Origin of the sequence: Cycloclasticus sp. (genome assembly GCA_040743155.1) — a bacterium.
GTDB lineage: Bacteria > Pseudomonadota > Gammaproteobacteria > Methylococcales > Cycloclasticaceae > Cycloclasticus.
The window spans coordinates 2,246,139-2,268,873 of sequence record JBFLJU010000001.1 but is presented as its reverse complement, the minus strand read 5'-3'; the positions used below and the strand labels follow the sequence as shown (position 1 = coordinate 2,268,873).

Here is a 22,735-nt window from a genome sequence, read left to right as displayed (position 1 = left end):
AAATGATTTAATCTAACTACTGACTGTTATAAATAAAAGTTTATAATTAAATTTAATGAGTAATTTGAGTAAAGGAAAGACAATGTTTCCAGCTGTAAACGCCCCAGAGAATATTAAGAGAAAGGTTAGTATCGTTACCCGCTTCACGACGATACCGATATTGTTATTTGCAACCACGCCAGTCGTGGCGCACTTTTTAGGAGGTGGGCATTGGTATTGGTTAACAGTGGGGGCATTTGTTATTTGTATGATTCTAGACCCTATCGTGGGTGATGATCCTATTAACGCACCAGCTGAAATGGAACAAGAACTGGAGCAAAGTCTGTTTTATCGCGTGATGTTATGGGCGTATATACCGGTGCAATTTTTGATTACATTATTTTGTTATTCATTAATAACGAATACGCCGATGGATATGTTCACGGTATTGGGTATTACTTATCAGCCACTAACCCAAGGTGAAATTATTGGTTTGGCTTTGTCGCTGGGTTTGGTAACAGGCTTTGGCGCTACGCCAGGTCATGAGCTTTGTCACCACGGTAATCAGTTTGACCGATTTATGGGGCAAGCACTAATGACTCCGATTAGTATGGCCGACTTTTATGTGTATCATAATTTCCACCACCACTTAACTGTTGCTACACCAGAAGATCATGCGACAGCACCCTATGGTGAGAATTTCTGGCGCTTTGCTTTGCGCAGTACGATTAGAAAATCAATTTGTGCTTGGCAGGTTGAAGCAAAACGTTTAACTCGAAAGGGTCTAAGCTGGCTAAACTTCGATAACAAAATGATTAAGATTACGTTAGCGCAAGTGGCTTGGTTCTCTTTCTTGGTCTACCTTTTTGGCTGGTTAAGTTTGCCGCTATTTATTTTGCAGTACCTATTTCCAAGGATGTTGTTGGCGACGGCAGATTTTGCGGAGCATTATGGTTTAATGCGTAAACAAAACGCGGACGGTACTTATGAAAAAATTCGCCCTGAACATGCCTGGGATGACAGCATGATTATTAGCAGCTTTTTTATGTGTCAAATAGATCGGCATTCAGATCACCACGCTAACGTTGGACGCCCTTATCAGGTGTTGAGAGTGATGGATAAAGCACCGCGTTTGCCCCTTGGCTACCTGAATATTTTATTTGTAGCGTTGGTGCCGTCTTTATGGCGAAAAATGATGCACCCAATTATCGAGGAGTTTTATGATACGGCGGATATTATTCCTTATGCCCTGCCAAACACCTTGCCAGAAAGGTTTGTGGAAAGGGCTGTTATTGCAGATATTAAATAACTGAATGCTATCTAGTTTAGAGCGAAAAATACCACCACCAGTTGTAGCATTAGTAATGGCCGCTCTTATGTGGCTGTTGGCTAGCAAACTTGGGACGCCAGCTGTTGAGGTGCCCTATAAGTCAATTGTTTGCGGTGTGTTTGTAGCACTGGGTTTATTGGTGGACTTCGCTGCGCTGTGGTTGTTTATGCAAGCAAAAACGACGGTTAACCCGATCAAGCCAAATAATGCATCAAGCCTGGTAACAAGTGGAATTTACCAATACACAAGAAATCCAATGTATGTTGGAAACTTAATTTTTTTGATAGCGTGGCTGGTTTGGCTTGGTTCGCCGTATGGTTTTATTTGCTTAGTAATATATGTAGCTTATATGAACCAGTTCCAAATTAAGCCAGAAGAGAGAGCCTTAACAACACTGTTTGAGAATGAATACAGCCTTTTTTGTTCGCAAGTAAGGCGATGGATTTAATGATAAAACTGACCTAAGTCATTGAAATGAAGAAAGTAAATGCTTAGGCTGAGGGAAATAACTGAAGGAGTCAAAATGACAACAGAAATTGATTATAACCACCTTATTCAATCGGATAAAGTACATGGGTCTTTGTATACTTCGGATGAAATATACGCAGATGAGTTGGAAAAGATTTTTCATAAGAGCTGGGTGTATGTCGGCCATGAAAGTGAAATAAAAGAAAGGGGCGATTACTTAGTTCGAGAAATTGGCCGTTCATCCGTGATCATGGTTCGTGATAAAGATGGTTCTATAAAGGTGCATGCTAACCGCTGTATGCACCGAGGCAATATGCTGTGTAATGAAGCAGAGGGTAATAAGCGTAACTTTACTTGCCCGTATCATGGTTGGGTGTTTGGTTTAGATGGTACCTTGATGGACGTAGCTTACCCCGGTGGCTTTGAGAAGCCGTTAGCGGAGCTGGGTCTGCAAACATTGGTGAGTGATAGTTATCGTGGTTTTGTTTTTGCCTCGTTTGTCCAACCAGAACTCAGTTTTGATGATTACCTCGGTAATGCAAAATCGTTAATTGACCGTTCTTGTGAAATGTCGCCAACTGGGAAAATTGATTTGCGAGGTGGTTGGGTTCGTCAGCACTTTGACGCGAACTGGAAGATGCTGCCTGAAAATGACACTGATGGCTATCACGTTAATTATGTGCATCAATCTTTTGTTATGGCAATTGACTCTCAGTATGGAGAGTTTGTCGGTGCCGAGGATAGTATTCAGGGCGTTATAAAAGACTGGGGTAATGGGCATACTGAAATTGACTTCTCAGCGGGTTATGCGAAAACACTGGACTGGTTAGGCTCAACACCTGAGAAGGTTAAATCATACGTCGATAGTATGCGAGAGGCTTATGGGCAGGAAAAGGCGGATAAAATTTTATACGCTGGTCCACCGCACGCCTGTATTTTTCCTAATCTGTTTTTGGGTGAGATGAATATTGTTATTTTTCAACCAACAGGCACGAATTCAGCGGTTCAGTGGAGTACGCCAATGTTTCTTGATGGCGCTCCAGAATTAGACTTTAAATTACTGAGACAAAGTGAGGGTGCCTTAGGTCCAGCAGCTTTCTTGCTAGCGGATGATGCAAGCATTGCAGAAAGAGCGCAAATAGCGTTGTTGTCGGGTGATCCTTGGTGCGATTTAAGCCGAGGCTTAAATCGCGAAACGAGTGATAAAGATGGTGTCATCACGTCTCATATGACAGATGAAACATCTAATCGAGGGTTTTGGTTTCACTACCGTGACGTAATGACAGGAGTGAAGTAATGGGAAACGTATCACTATCGTCTTGTAAGGACGGGGAGAAAACAATGGGAAGCGTATCACATGATATTGCGTTAGAGCTTGAAGCATTTATAGTTCGCGAGGCTAGGTTAGCGGATGAGTCTCAATACCAAGAGTGGGAAGACCTTTGGGCTGATGATGCAGTGTATTGGGTGCCGCTTAAAGAAGGTGACGATCCAGCTAAAAAAGTATCTCATTTGTACGATAACCGTACTCGGATTGCTACACGAATTCGCCAACTCAAAACAGGCTATCGGTATAGTCAATTGCCTGTATCGGGTTTACGCCGAGTCATTTCTAATTATGAGTATTCAGAAGAAGCGGATGGGCGATATAAAGTTGAAGCTAACTTTTATTTACCGGAGTTTTCTGCTCAAGCAACCAATACATTTAGAATTTGGTCAGGTCGCTTAGTTTATATTTTAAGCCGACGAGATGACGCTTTCCAAATGCACATGAAGAAAATCATTCTTGTGAATGGATTGCAGCCAATCCCAACCTTGTCGTTTCTAATTTAGTCGGATGAAAAGGACACCTTTATCAGCTGTTACAGGCTTGGGTATGACCGAGTTAAGCCGTGAATACTCGGCGACATCTTGGCAATTAGCGGTAGAAGCTATTGGCTTGGCAATTGATGATGCAGGTTTAAAGCATTCAGATATCGATGGTTTGCTTATCAATAAAAGCCCTATTGAAGATTTATCGGCAATGCCGATGGATCTTCAAGATTATGCCGGATTAAAAAACTTGGGCTTGTTGAATGTGGTCGAGGCAGAAGGCAGTTCGATGATTCAAACGCTGCAGCAAGCAACCATGGCTATTCAGTCAGGCTTGGCCACGAAAGTAGTTTGTGTTTTTGCAGATACACCTATACAGCCGGATAGCTCAGCAGCGGAATCGTTTGCTATTGCCATGCCGATGATGGGTAAGTTAGGCATCGAAATAGCGAATGGCTTTTACAGTGCAATAGCCGCCTATGCGATGGCGGCTCAGCGATACTTAGCGGTGTATGGCCGAACAACAGACGACTTAGCGTTAGTAGCAATGGCAAATCGTGAGTGGGCAAAATTGAATCCTCTTGCGAAAATCAAAAAACCAATGACGATGGAAGACCATCATGCATCACCTTGGTTAGTAGAGCCGTTGCGAATGTTGGATTGTGCATACCCTGTTAATGGTTCAATTGCTGTGGTGGTGAGTGATGCTGCATCAGCGGCCGATCAACCGGAGCCAGCGGCGTTTATTTATGGTATGGGGCAAGGTCACAAGGGAAATACCAACCGCAGAGGCTTTCAACCAGAGATAGAAACAGGGGCTAAAAAAGCCGCAGAAACAGCCTATAAAATGGCAGGTGTTTCAGCCAATGATATTGATGCCTGTGAATTTTATGATGCGTTTAGTATTTCAACGCTGATAAACCTCGAGATGTGTGGTTTTTGTGAGCCAGGCACAGCAGCTGAGTTCATTGTCGAAAAAGGCATAGGCCCAGGTGGTCAATTACCTGTGAATACAGGTGGCGGGCATTTATCTGGCTATTATATGCAGGGTGCTACAGCTGTATCAGAAGCTATTATGCAATTGCGAAATAAGGCGGGCGAACGGCAATTAAGTAAACTAGATAATGTACTAGTTACCGGATACGGTGGACGAATGCAGTATCACGCAGCATTAATAATGGGGCAATAGAGGGCGTTATGGAATATCCAAAAGAAGGTGTGATTTGGCCAACCATTATTGATGTTGCAAAGCCATTCTATGATGGGATGGAACAACACAAGGTGTTGATTCAACAGTGTCAGGCTTGCCAGACTTTTCTCCCGCCAGCGCAGGTTGTGTGCGACGAGTGTGGGTCTAATAAACTTGAATGGCTGGCATCGAAAGGCAGGGGTGTGATTTATAGCTATGTTGTTTTTCATCGTAGTTTTCACCCTTATTTCAATGACAAAATCCCCTACACGGTTGCTTTAATTGAATTGGAAGAAGGGCCCCGGGTTATGGGACATATAGAAGTAAAAGAGAACCAAGAATACAAGGTCGGTTCAGCAGTCGTAGCAAGCTTTAAAACAATAGATAAAAAAAATGAGCTGCTATTTTTTAAATTAAAAGACGGGGAAGAGTAAATGACAGCATTGGTTAGGGATTTTTTGCTGCGTGCAGCAAAAGCGATGCCCAAAAAGATTGCGTTTTATGAAGGAGACCGTTCAATAGATTGGGCTACGCTAAATCAAAGGGCTAATCTCTTTGCAAAAGCATTACAAAAAGAAGGTATTGGTAAAGGTGATGTCGTTGGCATACTTTCACATGAGCATATAGAAATATATGAAGCTTTCCATGGGTGCCTTAAATTAGGCGCGCCTCGTGTCGGTATCAACTGGCGTTTCTCTCCTAAAGAAATGCTGTATGTGATCAAAGACTCAAATGCAAAAGTTGTGCTAGTGCAAGCAAATTGTGTTGAGTTAATGGGTGATCTGCCCGAAAAATTAGCATCCGAAGGCATCATTCTGATCGGCTATGGTGGCGAGCACGAGCTGCCCTATGATTATGAAAAGCTGCTAAGTAGTAGCGATATAGATGTGACCTTACCAGAAATACATAATGATGATTTAGCGGCGATTAGCTATACATCAGGGACTACGGGTTCGCCTAAAGGCGTTTTATTATCCCAGGTCGCATTACGCGAAGCGATGATGAATACAGTGTTGAACTTAGGTTTGGCACCTAATGATGTTTGGTATGCGCCAACGTCTTCTGCGTGGATAACATTCGTGTTAATTACGATGAATACGGTTAATGGAATGACCTCAGTGTTACCCGAAGGTGACTTCGACCCTGATGAATACTTTGCACATATTAACAAGCATAAAGTAACGGTTACTATTATGGTGCCGATAATGATGCGCCGCCTTATTCAATTAAAAGAAGAAAAAGGGATTGAACTACCCTCGTTGCGTTTGATTACCTATGGGTCTTCTCCTAGCACCCCTGAGCTTATTCGTAGAGCAACCGAGGCGTTTGGCTGTGATATGTCACAGTTATATGGCGTGACCGAAGCAACAGGCGGTTGGATATGTGTGATGTCACCGGAAGATACTAGAAGGGGGTTGGCTGGTGAAGAACACTTGCTGCGTTCTTGTGGCAGACCAACGCTACACTTTGATGTTGAGATACGTGATGATAAGGATGTTGTTTGTCCACCAGACACCATAGGTGAAATCTGGCTAAGGTCAGACTCTGTGATGACGGGTTACTTAGGGCTGGAAGAGCAAACTAATGCAGCACTACAAGGTGGTTGGTTATGTACCAATGACCTCGGCTATATTGATGAGGAAGGCTTCCTCTATTTAACGGATAGAAAAAATAATCTTATTATCACCGGCTCTGCTAACGTTTTCCCTAGTATGGTTGAAAATGTATTGGATGAGCATGAAAATATTACGGAGGTAGCAGTCGTTGGCGTGCCGCACCCAGAGTGGGATGAAGCGGTTGTAGCGGTTATTATTGCAAAGAATGCGGATGCATTTGACTCCGATGAGGTTATCGCTTTTAGCAAAACACGCATGGCTAAATTTGAAGTGCCAAAGGCACTAGTACTCGTAGATGATTTGCCAAAAGGTTTAACGGGTAAAGTGCTCAAAAAAGATATTCAAGCAATGTTTAAGGACGGTCGCTTGTCAGTGCCTTGGGATTTCCCAAGCCAATAAAGAACGATTACCCTTTAATTAGAGTGAAGGGCGGCTTTAGATACTGGCTGTCGCCCTCCTACTTTAGCATCAGCCTGAATATCGGGGTATTGAGTAGTAGAAGATTGTTGGTCGGTAAAAAGAGGGTAGCAGCAATAAAAAAGTCCGTAGTAGATACTCACCTTCTAATATAAATTGCGTACCCACTACCATGAGAATTCCAAAGCCTAGCTCAGGTGTAATGAGGCAGATAGCCGGCAACCTATTGATTCATTGTGTATATGTCACTATTAGGGCCCACCCCGTGAGCCCGATTGGTAGAAAACGTGCCCCATATTTCCAACGGGAAAAGTAGCCAGTAAAGCACCTGCGAAAGCGAGAAGGAGTAAAAACACACAGATTTATTTTTTCGTGGATACAGCAATACCGGCAGCGAAGAACACACAAGAAAGGTTAAGAACGGCAATCAGTCATTGACTGAGCGATAACAGTTAATTTCGTGTTGGGCACATCGTCACGTAGCACTAGCAAAATAACTTAGCTATTAGGTCCGTGGCGTGAAAAATGTAGTAGCGGCTTAACCAGTATTAAACATAGGGTTTTACCACCCCTCCCTCCACACGTATTGAAGCACCAATGTTGGTGATGACAAAGCCAATGCTTGGCTAGAACTGGAGACAAAGGCAATTTTATCTTTTAATCGTAAATCCATTATTTGTTTGCAAAAGCTGCCGCCGCCACCTTTGCGGTTTTTATGGTGTTGGTCAGGCTATCTGGGTCAGCTAAGGTTGGTTCAACTATTATGCTATTTATGTCGCTAAAGCCAATAAACCTAAGTGCCGTCTCGAGATAAGGTTTTTGGAAGTCCATGCTCCTTGCCTCGTCGTTATCGTACTCGACACCACGTGAATAAATGGCAGTAACGGGTTTGCCAGTGAGCAAACCTTGAAAGCCAGTTTCCGGTGAGAAACTAAACGTAAGCCCTGGTTGTGTAATAACATCAATAAAATGCTTTAGTTTGTATGGAATTGAAAAATTCCACATGGGCACGCTAAATAAATAGCGGTCAGCGGCTTTAAACTGGTCGGCAATAGAAACAATTTCTTGCCAAGCAGCAGCTTCAGCGTCACTAGGATTTTGGCCGTGTAAAAAATTGTACTTGGCATTCAGGTGGTCACCATCGAATTCGGGCAAGTTCATATCCCAAACATTCAGCGTGGTGACGGTATTGTCTGTGGAAGCGGCTTTAAATACATCGATATAGGTATTTGCTATATCGGTAGAGTTTGAGCGGTCGCTACGTGGAGAAGCTTGGATATAAAGTAGTCTACTCATTGTTTCTTCCTAACTTATTTAGTTGACACTTACCGTAACATCGAATAGCCAAGCTGTGAATTTTTCATTCATTGGTGGTGTCGGATAGTGCCTATTGTCGGGCGGATCTTGTGTGAATTATTTGAGCCCTATGGTAAAAAAATAAGCCAAGAGGTGAGCGTTTAAGAAAAGCATGTTGACGGCTTAAATTCACCATATGTGACAAGATGCATAACATAAGCAAATTCTTATAGACAGGTTTCGAATACTCTGCTTCACTAACTAACATTCGTTATGTAATGAAGGTGAAGATGACGGTATTAATATATCTCGTCAAAATTGATTAATTGAAATGGGGAATAGAAGATGGGAAATGTAGATGTTATGGCAATACCGCCACTTGGCTCGCATGAACTTGGAACGGATGCTATTCCGTCTGATCATTATTCATCGCAAGCCTTTTTTGAGCAGGAAAAAGAGCAGATATTCAAGAAAACATGGTTAATGGCGGGCAGGGAAAGCGACGTTGCCGAGCATGGTGATTTTTTTACTTTTTTTATTGATGCCTTAGAAACATCAATCATTATTACTAGAGATAAGCATGGGCAGGTAAACGCTTTTTACAATGCGTGTACCCACCGTGGTGCACATGTTTTGAACGAGCCTTGTGGCAAAGCAAAATTCATGACCTGTGGTTTTCATGGTTGGGTATTTGATTCAGAAGGAAAATTAGCAGATGTGCCGGGCGAAGAACTTTTTAGCGATCTTGATAAAAGCAAATTAGGCCTTAAGAAAGTGTCTGTCGATGTGTGGGGCGGATTTGTGTTTATTAACTTAGACCTAGAGCCCAGCGTTTCATTGAGAAAGTACCTAGAACCGCTTAATGATTCATTTGACAAGTATCTAGGCAATAAAGATTGGACTTGGAGTTATGGTTGGCGAGCTAAATTTAATGCCAACTGGAAATTATTAGTTGATGCGCAAATTGAAGGCTACCACGTTGACCAAACACACCGAAACACAATCGCCGGTGCAATTCCTGGGACGCACGCACCTTCTGATGTTTACCCCGATAGTATCGGCATTCCTGGAAGAGTTTGTGCATATCGCCCAGAACAGATGGCTGGAATACAAACTGATGTGGCGCTACTAGCAGCTAAACACGGGGCGACATCCTTATACACAAAATCAGAAAATGAGTTTACTGCAAATGATGGTGAGGGTGTTTTAAATGAAGACCACCCATTATGGATTTTTGATGCTTACTTATTATTCCCCAACGTTGTGTTATTTATCCAGAAAGGACAAATTTTAGTTCAAAGAACACTCCCAATTGCTCCAGGAGAATGTTTTTGGGAGGTTGATTTCTTTCACACGGGGGAAGTGGAGGACTTTGGGCAACAGTTTAACTCTGAACAAGGCCGAATCCAGATTCGAGATGTGCTAACTGAAGATTTATACACCGCGGAAGGAATTCAAATGAATTTTAATGCAGGTGTTATTAAAGAGGTTTATATCAATAAGCAGGAAAACGTTATACGTGCTTATTATCATCGCCTAATGAGCGCAATGAAAGGAACGGGAGAGTTGAAATGAGCGAAGCTATAGCACGTCCAGATACCAGTGAGATCGAAGCGGAAATTAACCAGTGGGCTTTGGAAACGACCGAAGATAGATTGGTTAAACGTATGAACAGCACAATGGATGAGATCAATTCTTTTCATTATGCAATGTTGCCAAAACTGCCGGCTATTATTGAATACTTAAACCAATTCAAATTATCTGATTTGACCGGCGAAGATCTGAAGTTATCTAGAGCGGCTCTTGCCATGTGCGAGGTTGATAATGCGGTGTACAAATGGAAAGCACCGGTTTTAGGCACAGGCATTGACCTGCTTAGAATGGTTAAAAAAACAGGTTTTAGCGACAGGACTATCTTATGACTGGGCGTTTAGCGGGGAAGGTCGCTCTCATCACAGGAACGGCTGGTGGCCAAGGTCGGGCGGCAGCAGAAATGTTTGCCGCACAAGGCGCCAAAATTGTTGGTTGCGACGTGAAACAAGCCGAGAGTGAAGAAACAGTTCAGCGAGTTATTGATGCGGGCGGTGAAATGGTCAGCCGTATCGTTGATCTTGGCGATGAAGATGAAGTCAAAAGCTGGGTTGATTTTGCAGTAGAAACCTACGGTGACTTCGATATTTTATACAACAACGCCTCAGCGGTGCGCTACGGCAAGATTGATGAGTTCTCAACCGAAGATTGGCATTGGCTAGTACGCAATGAACTAGATTTGGTGTATTACGCCATCAAGCACGCCTTCCCCATTATGAAACGGCGTGGTGGAGGCTCAATTATTAATACGGCGTCTGCTGCGGGTGTTATCGGTTCGACCTTTGCGGGGCATATTCATCAATTTGCACACTCAATGACCAAAGGTGGCGTGATTGCGATGACAAGAACGCTGGCGGCTGAATTCGCTGATGCCAAAATTCGCGTCAACAGTATTTCCCCTGGCTTGATTGAAACACCGGCGTTTGCTGTCTTCCCAGATAAAGAGGTCTTAAAACAAATGATTGAGGACATCATGAAATTGCAGTTGATGGATGTTTTAGGTCAGCCAGAAGATATTGCCTACTGCGCACTGTATCTCGCGTCGGAAGAGTCTCGCTTCGCAACAGGGCAAAACTTTTGTATCGATGGCGGCCTAACAGCCATCTAATTTAATAATCACATAAGGAAAGAGAACATGATTAAGCTTTATCACATACAAGCAGAAGGCGATCCATTTGGTGGTTCTCGTAATGGCTGTAAAGCCGTCATTGCGCTAGAAGAAATGGGGGTTGAGTACGAAATCAACGCGCTAGACCGGATGGCTGACTGCCGACCTGCCGATGCGCCTTACCGACAAATAAACCCGAATGGTGTGACGCCAACAATAGATGACAATGGCTTTGTTCTTTGGGAATCCGGGGCTATTCTTCAATACCTTGCGGAGGCAAACCCTGCAACGGGTTTATTACCAACAGACCCAAAAGAACGGGCAAAAGTGCAGCAATGGGTGGCGTGGGAAGGAGCAAGTTTTGCACCGGCGCTATTAAATTTCTTTTTTGCGATGACAGCGCCTGAGCCTGATGAGGCAACGGTCGCCAGCACCAAAGAGGCTTTTTTAGGCACGTTAAATATTCTTAATAAGCAATTAGCGGGGCAAGATTATATTGCGGGTGATTATTCCATTGCAGATATCGCGAATGGCGGGATTACTTCACTGTCATTTCTTCTTGGTCTGGACCTAATGCCCTACCCCAATATTTTAAGTTGGTTAGCTCGTTTGCGCGAAAAACCATCATGGCAAGCGGCAGCAGCAGTCATGTCAGATATGGATGCAGGCAAAGAGCAAATAGGTTAATGCAAATACGGTGGTAGTAACTGAAGAGAGACCTTAAGGAGGGTGAGAGATGAGTAAGTTTGATTACAATGAATTGATAGATAACGAAACAATGCTTCAATCACGAAGCATCTTTTGGGATCCTGATATTTATCAAGATGAGTTAAAACAGATATTTAATCGTTGCTGGCTTTTTTTAGGGCACGATAGCCAAATACCCGAAGCGGGTGATTTTTTGCGTACCTATATGGGCGAGGATGACGTTATTGTTGTTCGTGGCGAAGACAATGAAGTAAGAGCCTTTCTTAACGCATGCAGTCACCGTGGTAATAAAGTTTGCCAAGCCGAATGGGGTAAAACTAAAGCCTTCACCTGTTCATACCATGGTTGGGCATTTGACAATATGGGTGAGTTAGCGGCTGTTCCGCTCGAAGAAGAAGTATATGACAACTTTGACCGCAGCAAATTGGGCTTAGTGCCGGTTGCTCGTGTGCAGAATTACAAGGGCATGATCTTTGGCACCTTTGCAGAAGAAGGCCCCGACCTTGTCGAATATTTGGGCGATATGACCTATTACCTAGATGTGATACTTGATGCTTCTCCCGAGGGGATGGAGCTTATTGGCACGCCCTTCCGCGTAGAAATTCCAGGCAACTGGAAACTACCGGTTGAAAATGCAATTGGTGATGGCTATCACGTCGCTTGGGCACATGCCGGTGCCATGCGCGTAGTGGGTACGATCGGTCAAGGTCGTGCAGAAACAGTGCTCGGCATTGGTAAAGACAACACCGGTTATGACGACTCAGGGCAAATGCACGTTGCAATACCACCGCATACCGTTTTATCAACGCTCGATGGGCAATCGGGTTATGCCTTGTACGATAACCCTGAGCCCTGCATTGAGCACCTTGAAAAATTTAGACCCAGCGCTATTGAGCGTTTAGGCGAAGTTCGCGGTAAGCAACTATTGGGCTCAGAAATGCATATGGGTGTTTTCCCTAACCTACAAATTATTCAAGGGTTAAATCTACTTCGCGTTATTCACCCCAAGGGCCCGGGCTCTTTTGAAGTGGCGACCTACTCTATGGCAGATAAGAACACCCCTGCCCACGTAAAAGAAATTATTGTTAAACACGTGGGTCAAACGTTTGGTTCAGCAGGGATTTTAGAAGGCGATGATGGCGACTTTACTGAAGCGATTACGCATTCACCAAACGGTTATGCAACTCGTCAAATGAAAGGCTGGCTTGGGATGGCGGCAGGTCGAACAATGGATTGGGAAGGCCCGGGTGATGCTTCTCCGGGTATTGTTAATGAGCTTTGCCAGCGTGAATTTTATGCGCAGTGGCAACGAACCATGTTGGCTGAGACCACAAGCGAAATTTTACCTGAGAAGATTGAACAGAAGGAGGCGGCTAATGGCTAAGAAAAAAATAGCAGCAGTTGGCAAAGATACGAGCATGGAAACAGCTTATCGAATCGAACGGTTTTTAGCGGCTGAAGCGAGAGTTTTAGACGAGGAACGTTACGACGATTGGTTGTCGATGTTGGATGAAAGTATCACTTATAAAATGCCTATCCCGATGAATACCTACCGGCGTAACAGGCCCGGTAGTAGCACAATCTGCGAAACAATGATTTATGACGAAAGCTTTGAGAAGCTAAAGCAAAGAGCGGCGCGTGAAGATACCGGTATGGTTTGGCTTAATGACCCAGCCACTAGGCACATTCGCACAATAACGAATATTGAATCTTTTTGTACCGATGAGGAAGGTGTTTACGATGTTCGAAGTAAATTTACCTTATTGCGCTCAAGGCGAGATAAAGATCATATAAGTCATAGCGGTACGCGGCAAGATTTTGTGCGGGACAGCGAAGAGGGGTTGAAGCTTATTTCGAGAATGGTTTTCCTTCCAGAGCGGGTGATTGTTGATAAAAACTTAAATATGTTCTTTTAACGATAAGAACAAACAGAAATTTACAGGCAAGGGGAAAAAATGACAGCACGAATGGAAGGACATCACGCCATAGTAACCGGTTCATCATCTGGCATGGGCCGTGCAACAGCAATTCGTTTAGCATCTGAGGGAGCGAGTGTGTGCCTTGCAGATATTAATAAAGAAGGTAATGCAGAAACGCTGGAGCTCATTAAGCAACAGGGCGGGCAAGCGATTGCCGAATATTGTGACGTGTCCGACGAAGCCTTAGTGAAGAAAATGACCGAAGCGGCTGAGGCTGTATTTGGGCCGGTTTCTATCCTATTTAATAACGCAGGGTTTGAAGACGGTGATGCCTCTACCGACGAACTGGATGTGGATGCTTGGGATAAAATTCAAAATATTAATAGCCGTGGCGTATTTCTAGCGGCCAAATACGCACTAAAAAGTATGATCGCAGGTGGTAAAGGCGGTTCAATCACGACCACATCTTCAATTGGTGGGCTGATTGGTACACCGGGTGGTTTGCATTCTTACTGTGCTTCAAAGGGAGCGGTTATCTCATTAACGAAAGCGTGGGCGGTGACTTATGCGCCGCACAATATTCGTGCTAACGCCATTTGTCCGGGCTTAGTATTAACGCCGATGGTGAAGCGGATTGGACCAGAGTTTATTGAGGCGGCTTCCAGCATGACGCCTCTAGGTCGTGGTGCGGAGCCAGAAGAAATAGCTAATTTAGTGTCCTTTCTTTCTAGTGACGAATCAAGGTTTATCACGGGTGCGATTATTCCCATTGATGGCGGCTACACGGCGCAATGAGTCAGTTTCCAGCGTTTTCATTAGAGCTATTTCGCTTAGATGGGCAGGTCGCGCTTGTTACTGGTTCGGGCTCAGGTTTAGGTAATGTATTTGCTCGCGCTTTGGCCGTGGCGGGTGCAACGGTTGTTTCAGCAGATATTGATGCCGTATCGGCTGAAAGCACGGCTGAAGAGATTCGCAATGCCGGTGGTAAGGCAACTTCGCTTATAGTTGATGTTAGTAATCCCGACTCTGTTTCGGCGATGGTCAACGGCACGATTAAGGAGCACGGGCGCTTAGATATTCTGATAAATAATGCCGGTATTGCAAGTCCTGCGCATCGCGTGCATGAGATGTTGGTCAGTGACTGGGATCGAGTTGATGCTATTAATACTCGCGGTGTTTTCTTATGCGCTAAAGCCGTTTTACCGCAAATGATGGAGCAGAAAAAAGGCTCCATTATTAATATTTCATCTATAGCTGGCTTAGCTGGCGTGTCAAATGACTTGTCAGCCATTGCTGCAAACTATTCCGCATCTAAAGGCGCGGTGGCAACATTTACTAAACAAATAGCGGTGGAGTATGGCCGTGATGGTATCCGTTGCAATGCGATAGCACCGGGTTGGCATTTAGGCACGCAGTTAGGTAAAGAAGCACTACCGTCATCAGAGGCAGAAATTAATGCATTGCTAGCTAAGCTACAAGAATTAACACCGATGAATAGAACGGGCGATCCAGAAGAGCTGGCTGGACTGCTAGTGTATTTAGCCAGTGACGCTGCATCATTTATGACGGGGCAGGTGATAGCACATGATGGCGGTTGGACGGCTTGGTAAGTAACTTAAGGGGGAGGTATATTTAGGAAGGAGCTAACTTAGTATTTTATTAAAAAGGTTGTAAATAATAAATAAGGAGAATTATAAATGAAATGGAAATTATTTCTTAAATCAAACGCCGGTATTGCGCTCGGCTGTGCGGTGTTACTGTCACAATCGACAGGGGCCTATGCGTTTAAATTTTATTCAGGGCAGCTTAAAGGCTCATTTGATACAGATATAACGTACGGTATTTCAGCGAGAACTGAAAATGCTGATAAAGCAAATTTAGGATCATCTTACGGTAATAGATCTTTTCAAGATAAGGGAGACATTTTTAGTAATGCTATTCGTGGCTCAAGCACGCTCACATTGGATTATAAAAATGTAGGCCTATTGGTACGCGGGAATTATTTTCATGATTTTGAATATGCGGATTTAAAGTTAGCTTCAGATGCTGAGGATAAGCTTGTGTCAGATGTGACACTAACCGATGCCTTTGTTTATGGTTATTTTGGTGATAATGAGCAATTCAATATTAGGCTTGGGCAACAAGTGATCAGTTGGGGAGAAAATACTTTTATTCAAGGTGCGCTTAATGACATAAATACCGTAGATGTAAATAAATTAAGGCAACCTGGGCTTGCTTTGAAGGATGCCTTTATTGGTAGTAATGCATTTTATGTGTCGTGGAATTCTGATAATAATTGGACAATTGAGTCGTTCTATTTGTTTGATTTTGACAGAATCGAACTGGATCCAGCTGGAAGTTTTTTTGCAACGCTTGATGCTATTGGTGAGGGGGGCGGTTACGATCATGCCGGTAACGGGGTAATTGATGGTGCTTGTATATCACCTGATGGAGTGCCTTGTGATATAGGTCTTGTTAGGACCAGTAATGAGCAGCCAGGGGGCGGTCAGTATGGGCTTGCTGTTCGGAAGTTTTTCCCAGGCTTGTTCAATGGAACAGAGTTTGCGCTTTACTATCAAAACTTGCATGACCATGTGCCCATTATCTCCAGTTATTTTGGGACAGGACAATTCTTTTTGGAATACCCTGACAATATTGAACGATTTGGAGCGTCATTTAACACGAATATAGCAAGTTGGGCGATTGGTGGTGAATACAGTCTACGTAAAGATTCGCCTATTCAGCTGACGGAGTCTATTCTTAATGGTTTTGGTTTACCTGTTGGTGCTTGTGCTACTACAGCATGTGCGCCAGGACAAAAGATTCAGGGTTATGACGTTGTTGATAGGCACCAAATTCAAGTAACTTTTCAACGTGTTTGGGGTGTTAATCACATGATTGGTGCAGACGATAGCTCAACTCTGATTGAAGTTGCATATGGTTGGGTTGACGGTATACCAAAAGACAGGGATTTAGGCTTCGGGGCTAGGTCGCTATTTAACCCCCATGTGACTGATAATTTCTCAGGGTTTCAACTACTGCATAACTTAACGTATAACGCAGCGCTCTTTAAAGTTGTGAATGTACTTCCTTACATCGCTTTTAAGTACGATGTGGATGGCATCTCAAATGAAATTGCACCTGTATTTGTTGAGGATAGAAAGGCCTTAACGTTAGGTGTTAATTTTAGCTATGGCAGTGAGACGATCACGGGTGGCATTAGCTGGACAGCATTTTATGGAGAAAAGCATCTACTGAATCAAGGTGGAGGTCGCTTAAATGATTCAACTGATAGAGATTTTGTGCAGGCCAATATTAGCTACTCTTTTTAAGTGGCAGCACACTAACGTAATACCATTAAAATTCAAGGAAATAGAATGATAATATTAAATAAAAAGAACCTGAGCTTGATAGTTGTTTGTTTGTCGGTTCTCTTATCACCGGTGCTAGCACTGGCAAAACTAGACTCGGAAAGCTTAAAAAAGTTAGGTGTCGAAGGAACAGAGCTCACTCCAATGGGGGCGATTCGTGCAGGTAATGCGGAAGGTACTATCCCTGAGTGGAGTAGTCAGCCAATTAAAGGAGTTGAAGGTGGAAATGGAGAGTCACTAGCCGATCCTTTTGTAAATGAAAAACCTTTATTTACGATTACTGCGGCTAACTATACTGATCATCAAGACAAGTTGACGCCGGGGCAGATTGCAATGTTTAAGCAGTATCCCGATAGTTTTAAGATGAATATCTTTCCCACGCATAGGACTGGTTCGTATGACCAATGGGTTTATGACGCAACCTTGGAGCAAGCCAAAAAAGTAAAAGTATGCCCTGAATACCAAACAGAAGGAAAGATTTGCCTAGTTGATCAGGTAGATGGTGGTGGTATTCCTTTTCCGATCCCTGAGACAGGTGAGGAAGCGGTTTGGAATCATTTGTTAGCTTTTCGAGAAGTGTCGATGGATGCAATGGTGAATGGTGCGCTGATTGACTCTAACGGACATAGAACAGATGTTATCACGCGCCTTCGTCATCTTTGGCCTTGGTGGGCAAAGGGCTCAAGCAAGCTTAAGCAGGAAGAATACTTAAACCTTCATGGCGGTTCTATTTACTGTGGTTCGCAATTAATCGAAACCCCTCCTCGTTCTGCAGGTCTAGTTTTTGGCGCATGTTTATACGCAGCTGATATCAGTACGCATGCTTACCTTTATATTCCTGGTCAACGTCGAGTGAGGAAAGCGCCTGAAATTGGTTTTCATGATAGCTCTGCTTTTGGGGCGGATGGTCAAGTAACATCAGAAGATCGCTGGATGATGTGGTTTGGTGGTTTACATCCAAGACACAGCTTTTCAAAACCAGTTAAGAAAGAAATTTATGTTCCATATAACAACTATAAGCTAACAAACGCAGAAACAAGCTTTGATGAGATCTTTGGTGAAGAACATTTAAACCAAGACTTGGTGCGTTATGAGTTACATAGGGTTTGGGTGGTTGAGAAAAACATCAAGGAAGGTTTTCGAGATTTATATGAAAGGCAAGTCGCGTACTTTGATGAAGACACGTGGTTAGGTTTAGCAAGTGAAGCATATGATGGGAAAGGAAGGCTTTGGCGTGTAGCTGAACAACATAATGTTTTCTTCTACGGCCCTAATATCAGTAGAGCGATAGGTGATGTCCATGTTGACTTAATCAATGGACGATATGCCACGTACCCTTATTGGCAGCACCAAGCTGGAAAAGAGATGGGCTTTGGAGCTCCAAAGTTTACTATATCTGGGGATGAAGATCTGAGTTTCAGTGTTGACGTCTTTACACCGCAAGGTTTACGGAAGTTTGGTCGCCGATAAAACGGATTAGTTAAGGTTATATAAACACACCGCACTTATATGTCAAATAAGTGCGGTGTATTTTGAATAAGCTAAAGAAATGCTAGAAAAAGCGTTAGGGTTTTTGTTCAACAGACTGCTAAATTGGGCGGTTTTTTAATGTTTGGCAACGTTGAATGAATTTCATTTTTACGTAATACAGCTTCAAGTATCTAATACTCTTTTCCCTTTATCATTTTCTATAAGCTAACTTGGCATAGGCTAAGGCTATTTCCTCGTTAGGTATAATGAGTTTATAACAAGTGTGTTGACCTTCAGCCCAAGTAGCTTCGCTGTGAAGTCGTGCTGCCGCTACTGAAGGTTTAGTAAAAATTAGTATTGTTGTTTTTGTCGGAAATTTGCCTTTATGTAATACAAGTTCCCTGTTGTTAATGATGGCTAGCTATCCAAATTGATAAGCCGAGACAGTAGCGCCCATAACAACGTCCGTAAATATATTTTCACCTTTATCATAACCTGCGGCACCTGCGGCAACCATAAGAGGTATTAGATGTTCTTCACGTGGGTGACAGGTGATTGCCGACGGTGCGCTTTGCCAGTTTGTTAACTGTTCATTTCGTTCCTGACTAGCTTGAGTGCAAGCGTCAGTAAGCCAGGCATCAAAATGTTGTGCATGGTTCCCAGAATCAGAGCCTTGCATCAGGATTTGCATGTTATGGAAGCTCATACCGCTACCTAGAATGAGTACATTTTCATTTCTTAGAGACTGAAGTGCGGCCCCCATTTGCAGGTGAAAGTCAGGGTCTAAACTTGAGTGTAATGAAACCTGTACAACAGGAATGTCGGCATCCGGCAACATTACTTTTAAGGGAACAAATGTACCGTGGTCAAAACCGTGGTCAGGATCGAGTTGACTTTTAATTCCTGCTGTTGAAAATAAGGCCTGAATTTCTTTGGCAAGTTCTGGTGAGCCTGGTGCTGGATAGGTGAGCTGGTATGTATGCTCGGGAAAGCCGTAATAATCGTATATAAGCTCTGGTGCGGCATTGCTATTAATATGTACGACATCCATTTCCCAGTGTGCGGAAAATATAATAATAGCTTTCGGTTTTTTGCGCCATGTTAATGGCAGTTCAGTAAGCCATGAGGCCATATTATCCCAAGTGTTTGCTGGTCCACGAGTCCAGTCCATAAAAAAGCACGGGCCGCCGCCATGCGGGATGTAAATAGAGGGGAAAGGATTGTTGGACATAGGATCAAATATTTTTTAAATATGGGCAGATATGATATATCATCTAATGCTTAAGTAAGCTAAAAATTGGAGATTTAGAATGAGTGATTCAAAGGTTAAATTATCGTGTGTTTCGGTCGCATTACATTGGGTTGTAGGTATTACGATGATTATTATGGTGACGGTTGGTGTGTATATGACAGATTTTGAAGAATATGCCTTATATCCAATTCATAAGTCTGTGGGTATGATTATTTTTGTAGTGATATTTATGCGGGTGATTTGGCGAGTAAAACAAGGCTGGCCTGAAGCTGCTAGTACCTACAAATCATGGGAACAAAAGCTTTCTAAATTGGTTCATTGGCTGCTTATTACTGCAACAGTGGTGATGCCTATTTCCGGCATGTTAATGTCTGGTTTGGGCGGATATGGCCTCGCTATTTTTGGCTTAGAGTTTTTAGCCGCAACACCAAATCCTGACGAAGTTGGCAAAATGATAGCGATTAATGGTCCTGCAGCAGGTGCTGCACACGAAACGCATGAAATCGCGGGCAAGGTGATGTTCGTAGCATTTCTCCTACACTTGACGGGTGCGCTAAAGCATCACTTTATGGATAAAGATGGCACTCTGAAAAGAATGCTCGGCAAACGTATTGACTAGTGATTAAAGGGGCGTTTTAGCCCCTTTTTTATGCCTTCTAATTATTTAAAAGTAACAGAGACGGTGACGTGTTGTTGCTCTCCCAGCCCGCTGTAGACAGCGGTTAGCCGTCCTTTTTTTATCGGAATAGGTGAGGTTAAACTACCCAGCGATAAATAAGTACCGGGTTTTAAGGGGTAGTTTAGCGCCAATAGCTCGTCCCGTAACCAACGAATTACATTAACGGGGTTGCCCATTAACGACGAGCAATGCCCTGTTTTTAAATGACTGCGGTCATCATACACAATGCCAACTTGGCAAAGGTTCAAGTGCTCTATGGCGTCCATCGGGATGGGTTCACCCATAACCCCATAACGTGCGCCTGTATTGATCGCCGTGAGCATGTCAGCCGTCAATGGCTTGTCGACTGAAAAAAGCCGGTCTGGAATTTCTATAAAGGGAATGACTTGGTCAATAGAAGCCAATATCTCGTCGTCAGTTTTTGCCTCGTTTATGGCGGCGCTTTTAACGCGCACCAATAGGTCAGCCTCTGCGAACGGGTGGGTGGTTGATTGTGTGTTGATGGTCGCGGGGCTTTGTAGCAGCATTTTGTTTAAAAAGATGCCCAATAGCGGCTTGTTAATGTTCATTTTTTGCTGGATATCGGGGTTTGTTATAGCTGCTTTGTAACCAGCGATGCCCCCCCAGTTTTCTGATAAGGCATAAACCACCTGTTTTTGAATTTCTGTTGCAGACTCGGCTGTTAGTCCGGGAATGGCTTGTGCTTCTGTTGCGTCAAGATAGTGGTGGTAAATATCTAGCGATGTTCGCGGTATAAAATTTTCTTGCCGCACAAAGAATATAGCGATAGCGGCAACAGCAAAAACGAGAAGGGTAAATTTAAATTTCATGGTGTGGGTTATTTAAAAAACTGAGTGAATACGCGAGTTATGTCCTGATGGTCTTGCACGCCTGCGCTTTCGCGTATGCTGTGCATCGCCCACATGGGGCAACCGACATCGACTGTGTTAATGCCCAGCTGGGCAGAGGTCATTGGTCCAATAGTGCTACCGCAACCCAAGTTCGTGCGGTGAGAGTATTGTTGGTAGGGTACGTCGGCTTGTTTGCAAAGCTGTATAAATTTAGCTTGAGAGGCGCTATTAGAGGCGTATCGAATATTCGCGTTTACCTTAATAACCGGGCCCTTATTAACGAGTACTTTATGGTCTGGCTCATAGGCGTTTGGGAAATTTGGCTGATAGGCGTGAGCCATATCAGCGCTGATCATAAAACTATTGGATAAGGCGCGTTTGTAGTCTTCATTAGATACGTTCAGTGAGTCGCTAATACGCTCTAGAACATCGGGCAAGAAACTACCATCGGCGCCTTTGTGGCTATTGCTGCCAATTTCTTCGTGATCAAAAAATGCGCAGACGTTAAATTGATCGGATTGTAATGATGCCTCGGAAATGAGAGCCGATAAAGCGGCATGGCAGGAGGCCAAGTTATCCAGCTGGCTGTTGGCGTAAAATTCGTCATTAAGCCCGTAAAGTGTGCCGGATTGTGTGTCGCAGACGTGTAGCTCCCAAGTGGAAATTTCGTCAACACTCACTTTTAATTCTTCGGCCAACAAATCGACCATCTTCGGTTGGCTCTCACCTTGATTGTCTGCGATAGACAGCAATAGAGGGAGTTCGGTTTGTTTGTTCAGTTTTAGACCGTCAGTATTGACTGATGGATTCATATGAATGGCCAAATTGGGCAGCCGTAAGAAAGGCTTTTTGAAGTGCACAAGTTGTGATGATAATTGATCATTTTTTACTAAATGCACGCGACCGGCTAGGCTTAGGTCGCGATCGGTAAAAGTGGCGATAATGGCCCCGCCATATACTTCAACGCCAATACGATTAATGCTCTGTTGTTGGTTGTCAGGCTTTGGTTTTACTCTTAGGCCAGGTGAGTCAGTGTGTGCGCCAATAAGCCGAAAGCCGTTTTCTGCTAAGTTGCAGGAACCGACAGTGAAGGCAATGATGGATGAATCATCTCGTTGAACGAAGTAGCGGCCATTAGCTTTCAATGACCACGCTTGTCCTTCTAACAGCTGCTTAAACCCGCTGCTGTTTAGAGCTTTAGCAGTTGTTTGTACGGCGTGCCATGGGCTTGGGCTAGCATCGATATAATCAAGCAGTGCCTGAGCGTGTTGTTGAGCGGGCAACACGTTATGCCTTGGGCTCAAGGCTTAAGGATGCAGAGTTTATGCAGTAACGTAAGCCGGTCGGTTGTGGGCCGTCTTCAAATACGTGACCTAAGTGACAATTGCATTTAGCGCAAACCACTTCAACCCGAGTCATACCATGACTGGTGTCCCGATTTTCTTTAATATTGCTGGGGCTGATCGCTTGCCAGAAACTTGGCCAACCACTGCCCGAGTCGTATTTGCTGTCAGATTCAAATAATGCTGATTGGCAACATTTACAGCGGTATACCCCGGCTGTCTTGCAGTCGGTATAAACGCCTGAAAAAGCGGGTTCTGTGCCTTGTTGGCGGCAAATTCTGAATTCCTCAGGCGTTAATAACGTTTGCCAGTCTTGCTCGGATTTCTCAATCATACG

The 22,735-nt window shown here is 43.7% G+C and carries 23 protein-coding genes; 18 read left to right on the top strand and 5 right to left on the bottom strand.

The window, feature by feature from the left end; all coding sequences use genetic code 11:
• The first annotated feature begins 82 nt into the window (after window positions 1-82).
• From AB1Y31_10895 to AB1Y31_10865, 7 genes are all read left to right on the top strand, one after another.
• Complete coding sequence (locus AB1Y31_10895) at window positions 83-1,288, top strand: alkane 1-monooxygenase (protein ID MEW4983683.1); 1,206 nt, start codon at window positions 83-85, stop codon at window positions 1,286-1,288.
• 55 nt (window positions 1,289-1,343) lie between these two features.
• Window positions 1,344-1,757: an isoprenylcysteine carboxylmethyltransferase family protein gene (locus tag AB1Y31_10890; protein MEW4983682.1), complete on the top strand. Its 414-nt coding sequence runs from the start codon at window positions 1,344-1,346 to the stop codon at window positions 1,755-1,757.
• Window positions 1,758-1,832: 75 nt separating this feature from the next.
• Window positions 1,833-3,074, top strand: a complete 1,242-nt coding sequence (locus AB1Y31_10885; GenBank protein MEW4983681.1) for a Rieske 2Fe-2S domain-containing protein — start codon at window positions 1,833-1,835, stop codon at window positions 3,072-3,074.
• Window positions 3,074-3,610 carry an aromatic-ring-hydroxylating dioxygenase subunit beta gene (locus AB1Y31_10880; protein MEW4983680.1) on the top strand — a complete coding sequence of 179 codons (537 nt, stop codon included), beginning with the start codon at window positions 3,074-3,076 and terminating at the stop codon, window positions 3,608-3,610. The genes AB1Y31_10885 and AB1Y31_10880 overlap by 1 nt, the downstream gene beginning before the upstream one ends.
• A gap of 4 nt (window positions 3,611-3,614) precedes the next feature.
• Window positions 3,615-4,778, top strand: coding sequence for a thiolase family protein (locus AB1Y31_10875; GenBank protein MEW4983679.1), 1,164 nt, complete (start codon window positions 3,615-3,617; stop codon window positions 4,776-4,778).
• Window positions 4,779-4,786: 8 nt separating this feature from the next.
• Window positions 4,787-5,212, top strand: a complete 426-nt coding sequence (locus AB1Y31_10870) for an OB-fold domain-containing protein (GenBank protein ID MEW4983678.1) — start codon at window positions 4,787-4,789, stop codon at window positions 5,210-5,212.
• A complete protein-coding gene (locus AB1Y31_10865) occupies window positions 5,213-6,793 on the top strand; it encodes an AMP-binding protein (protein MEW4983677.1) in 1,581 nt (526 codons plus the stop codon).
• 690 nt (window positions 6,794-7,483) lie between these two features.
• Here AB1Y31_10865 and AB1Y31_10860 read toward each other — a convergent pair.
• Window positions 7,484-8,107, bottom strand: coding sequence for an NAD(P)H-dependent oxidoreductase (locus tag AB1Y31_10860; protein MEW4983676.1), 624 nt, complete (start codon window positions 8,105-8,107; stop codon window positions 7,484-7,486).
• Window positions 8,108-8,452: 345 nt separating this feature from the next.
• On the opposite strand from AB1Y31_10860, the gene AB1Y31_10855 reads away from it, so the two are divergent.
• The 10 genes from AB1Y31_10855 to AB1Y31_10810 all read left to right on the top strand — a co-directional run bounded on the left by AB1Y31_10855 (window position 8,453) and on the right by AB1Y31_10810 (window position 18,273).
• Entirely contained in the window at window positions 8,453-9,682 is a 1,230-nt protein-coding gene (locus AB1Y31_10855; GenBank protein MEW4983675.1) for an aromatic ring-hydroxylating dioxygenase subunit alpha, read from the top strand.
• Window positions 9,679-10,029, top strand: a complete 351-nt coding sequence (locus AB1Y31_10850; GenBank protein ID MEW4983674.1) for a hypothetical protein — start codon at window positions 9,679-9,681, stop codon at window positions 10,027-10,029. Before AB1Y31_10855 ends, AB1Y31_10850 begins: the two co-directional genes overlap by 4 nt.
• Window positions 10,026-10,805: an SDR family NAD(P)-dependent oxidoreductase gene (locus tag AB1Y31_10845; protein ID MEW4983673.1), complete on the top strand. Its 780-nt coding sequence runs from the start codon at window positions 10,026-10,028 to the stop codon at window positions 10,803-10,805. The genes AB1Y31_10850 and AB1Y31_10845 overlap by 4 nt, the downstream gene beginning before the upstream one ends.
• Before the next feature lie 27 nt (window positions 10,806-10,832).
• Entirely contained in the window at window positions 10,833-11,492 is a 660-nt protein-coding gene (locus tag AB1Y31_10840) for a glutathione S-transferase family protein (protein ID MEW4983672.1), read from the top strand.
• A gap of 49 nt (window positions 11,493-11,541) precedes the next feature.
• Window positions 11,542-12,897, top strand: a complete 1,356-nt coding sequence (locus AB1Y31_10835) for a Rieske 2Fe-2S domain-containing protein (GenBank protein ID MEW4983671.1) — start codon at window positions 11,542-11,544, stop codon at window positions 12,895-12,897.
• On the top strand, window positions 12,890-13,429 hold the full coding sequence (locus AB1Y31_10830) for a 3-phenylpropionate/cinnamic acid dioxygenase subunit beta (protein MEW4983670.1): 540 nt from the start codon (window positions 12,890-12,892) through the stop codon (window positions 13,427-13,429). The genes AB1Y31_10835 and AB1Y31_10830 overlap by 8 nt, the downstream gene beginning before the upstream one ends.
• 39 nt (window positions 13,430-13,468) lie before the next feature.
• Entirely contained in the window at window positions 13,469-14,227 is a 759-nt protein-coding gene (locus AB1Y31_10825; GenBank protein MEW4983669.1) for an SDR family NAD(P)-dependent oxidoreductase, read from the top strand.
• A complete protein-coding gene (locus AB1Y31_10820) occupies window positions 14,224-15,042 on the top strand; it encodes an SDR family NAD(P)-dependent oxidoreductase (protein MEW4983668.1) in 819 nt (272 codons plus the stop codon). Before AB1Y31_10825 ends, AB1Y31_10820 begins: the two co-directional genes overlap by 4 nt.
• Window positions 15,043-15,129: 87 nt before the next feature.
• Window positions 15,130-16,764 (top strand): DUF1302 family protein, encoded by a 1,635-nt coding sequence (locus tag AB1Y31_10815; GenBank protein ID MEW4983667.1) that lies wholly within the window; start codon window positions 15,130-15,132, stop codon window positions 16,762-16,764.
• A 45-nt stretch (window positions 16,765-16,809) separates the two neighbouring features.
• Window positions 16,810-18,273: a DUF1329 domain-containing protein gene (locus tag AB1Y31_10810; GenBank protein ID MEW4983666.1), complete on the top strand. Its 1,464-nt coding sequence runs from the start codon at window positions 16,810-16,812 to the stop codon at window positions 18,271-18,273.
• 421 nt (window positions 18,274-18,694) lie between these two features.
• Here the strand turns inward: AB1Y31_10810 and AB1Y31_10805 are convergent, their stop codons facing one another.
• Window positions 18,695-19,504, bottom strand: coding sequence for a class III extradiol ring-cleavage dioxygenase (locus tag AB1Y31_10805; protein ID MEW4983665.1), 810 nt, complete (start codon window positions 19,502-19,504; stop codon window positions 18,695-18,697).
• A gap of 79 nt (window positions 19,505-19,583) precedes the next feature.
• Here AB1Y31_10805 and AB1Y31_10800 point away from each other — a divergent pair, with 79 nt between their 5' ends.
• Window positions 19,584-20,144 (top strand): cytochrome b, encoded by a 561-nt coding sequence (locus AB1Y31_10800; protein MEW4983664.1) that lies wholly within the window; start codon window positions 19,584-19,586, stop codon window positions 20,142-20,144.
• A 41-nt stretch (window positions 20,145-20,185) separates the two neighbouring features.
• On the opposite strand, the gene AB1Y31_10795 is transcribed toward AB1Y31_10800, so the two are convergent.
• Genes AB1Y31_10795 through msrB form a run of 3 tightly spaced genes read right to left on the bottom strand, consistent with a single transcriptional unit; the run spans window position 20,186 to window position 22,732 of the window.
• Window positions 20,186-21,034 carry a 2-keto-4-pentenoate hydratase gene (locus tag AB1Y31_10795; GenBank protein ID MEW4983663.1) on the bottom strand — a complete coding sequence of 283 codons (849 nt, stop codon included), beginning with the start codon at window positions 21,032-21,034 and terminating at the stop codon, window positions 20,186-20,188.
• An 8-nt stretch (window positions 21,035-21,042) separates the two neighbouring features.
• Entirely contained in the window at window positions 21,043-22,341 is a 1,299-nt protein-coding gene (locus AB1Y31_10790) for a M18 family aminopeptidase (GenBank protein ID MEW4983662.1), read from the bottom strand.
• A gap of 1 nt (window position 22,342) precedes the next feature.
• A complete protein-coding gene (gene msrB / locus AB1Y31_10785; GenBank protein MEW4983661.1) occupies window positions 22,343-22,732 on the bottom strand; it encodes a peptide-methionine (R)-S-oxide reductase MsrB in 390 nt (129 codons plus the stop codon).
• Window positions 22,733-22,735 lie beyond the last annotated feature (3 nt).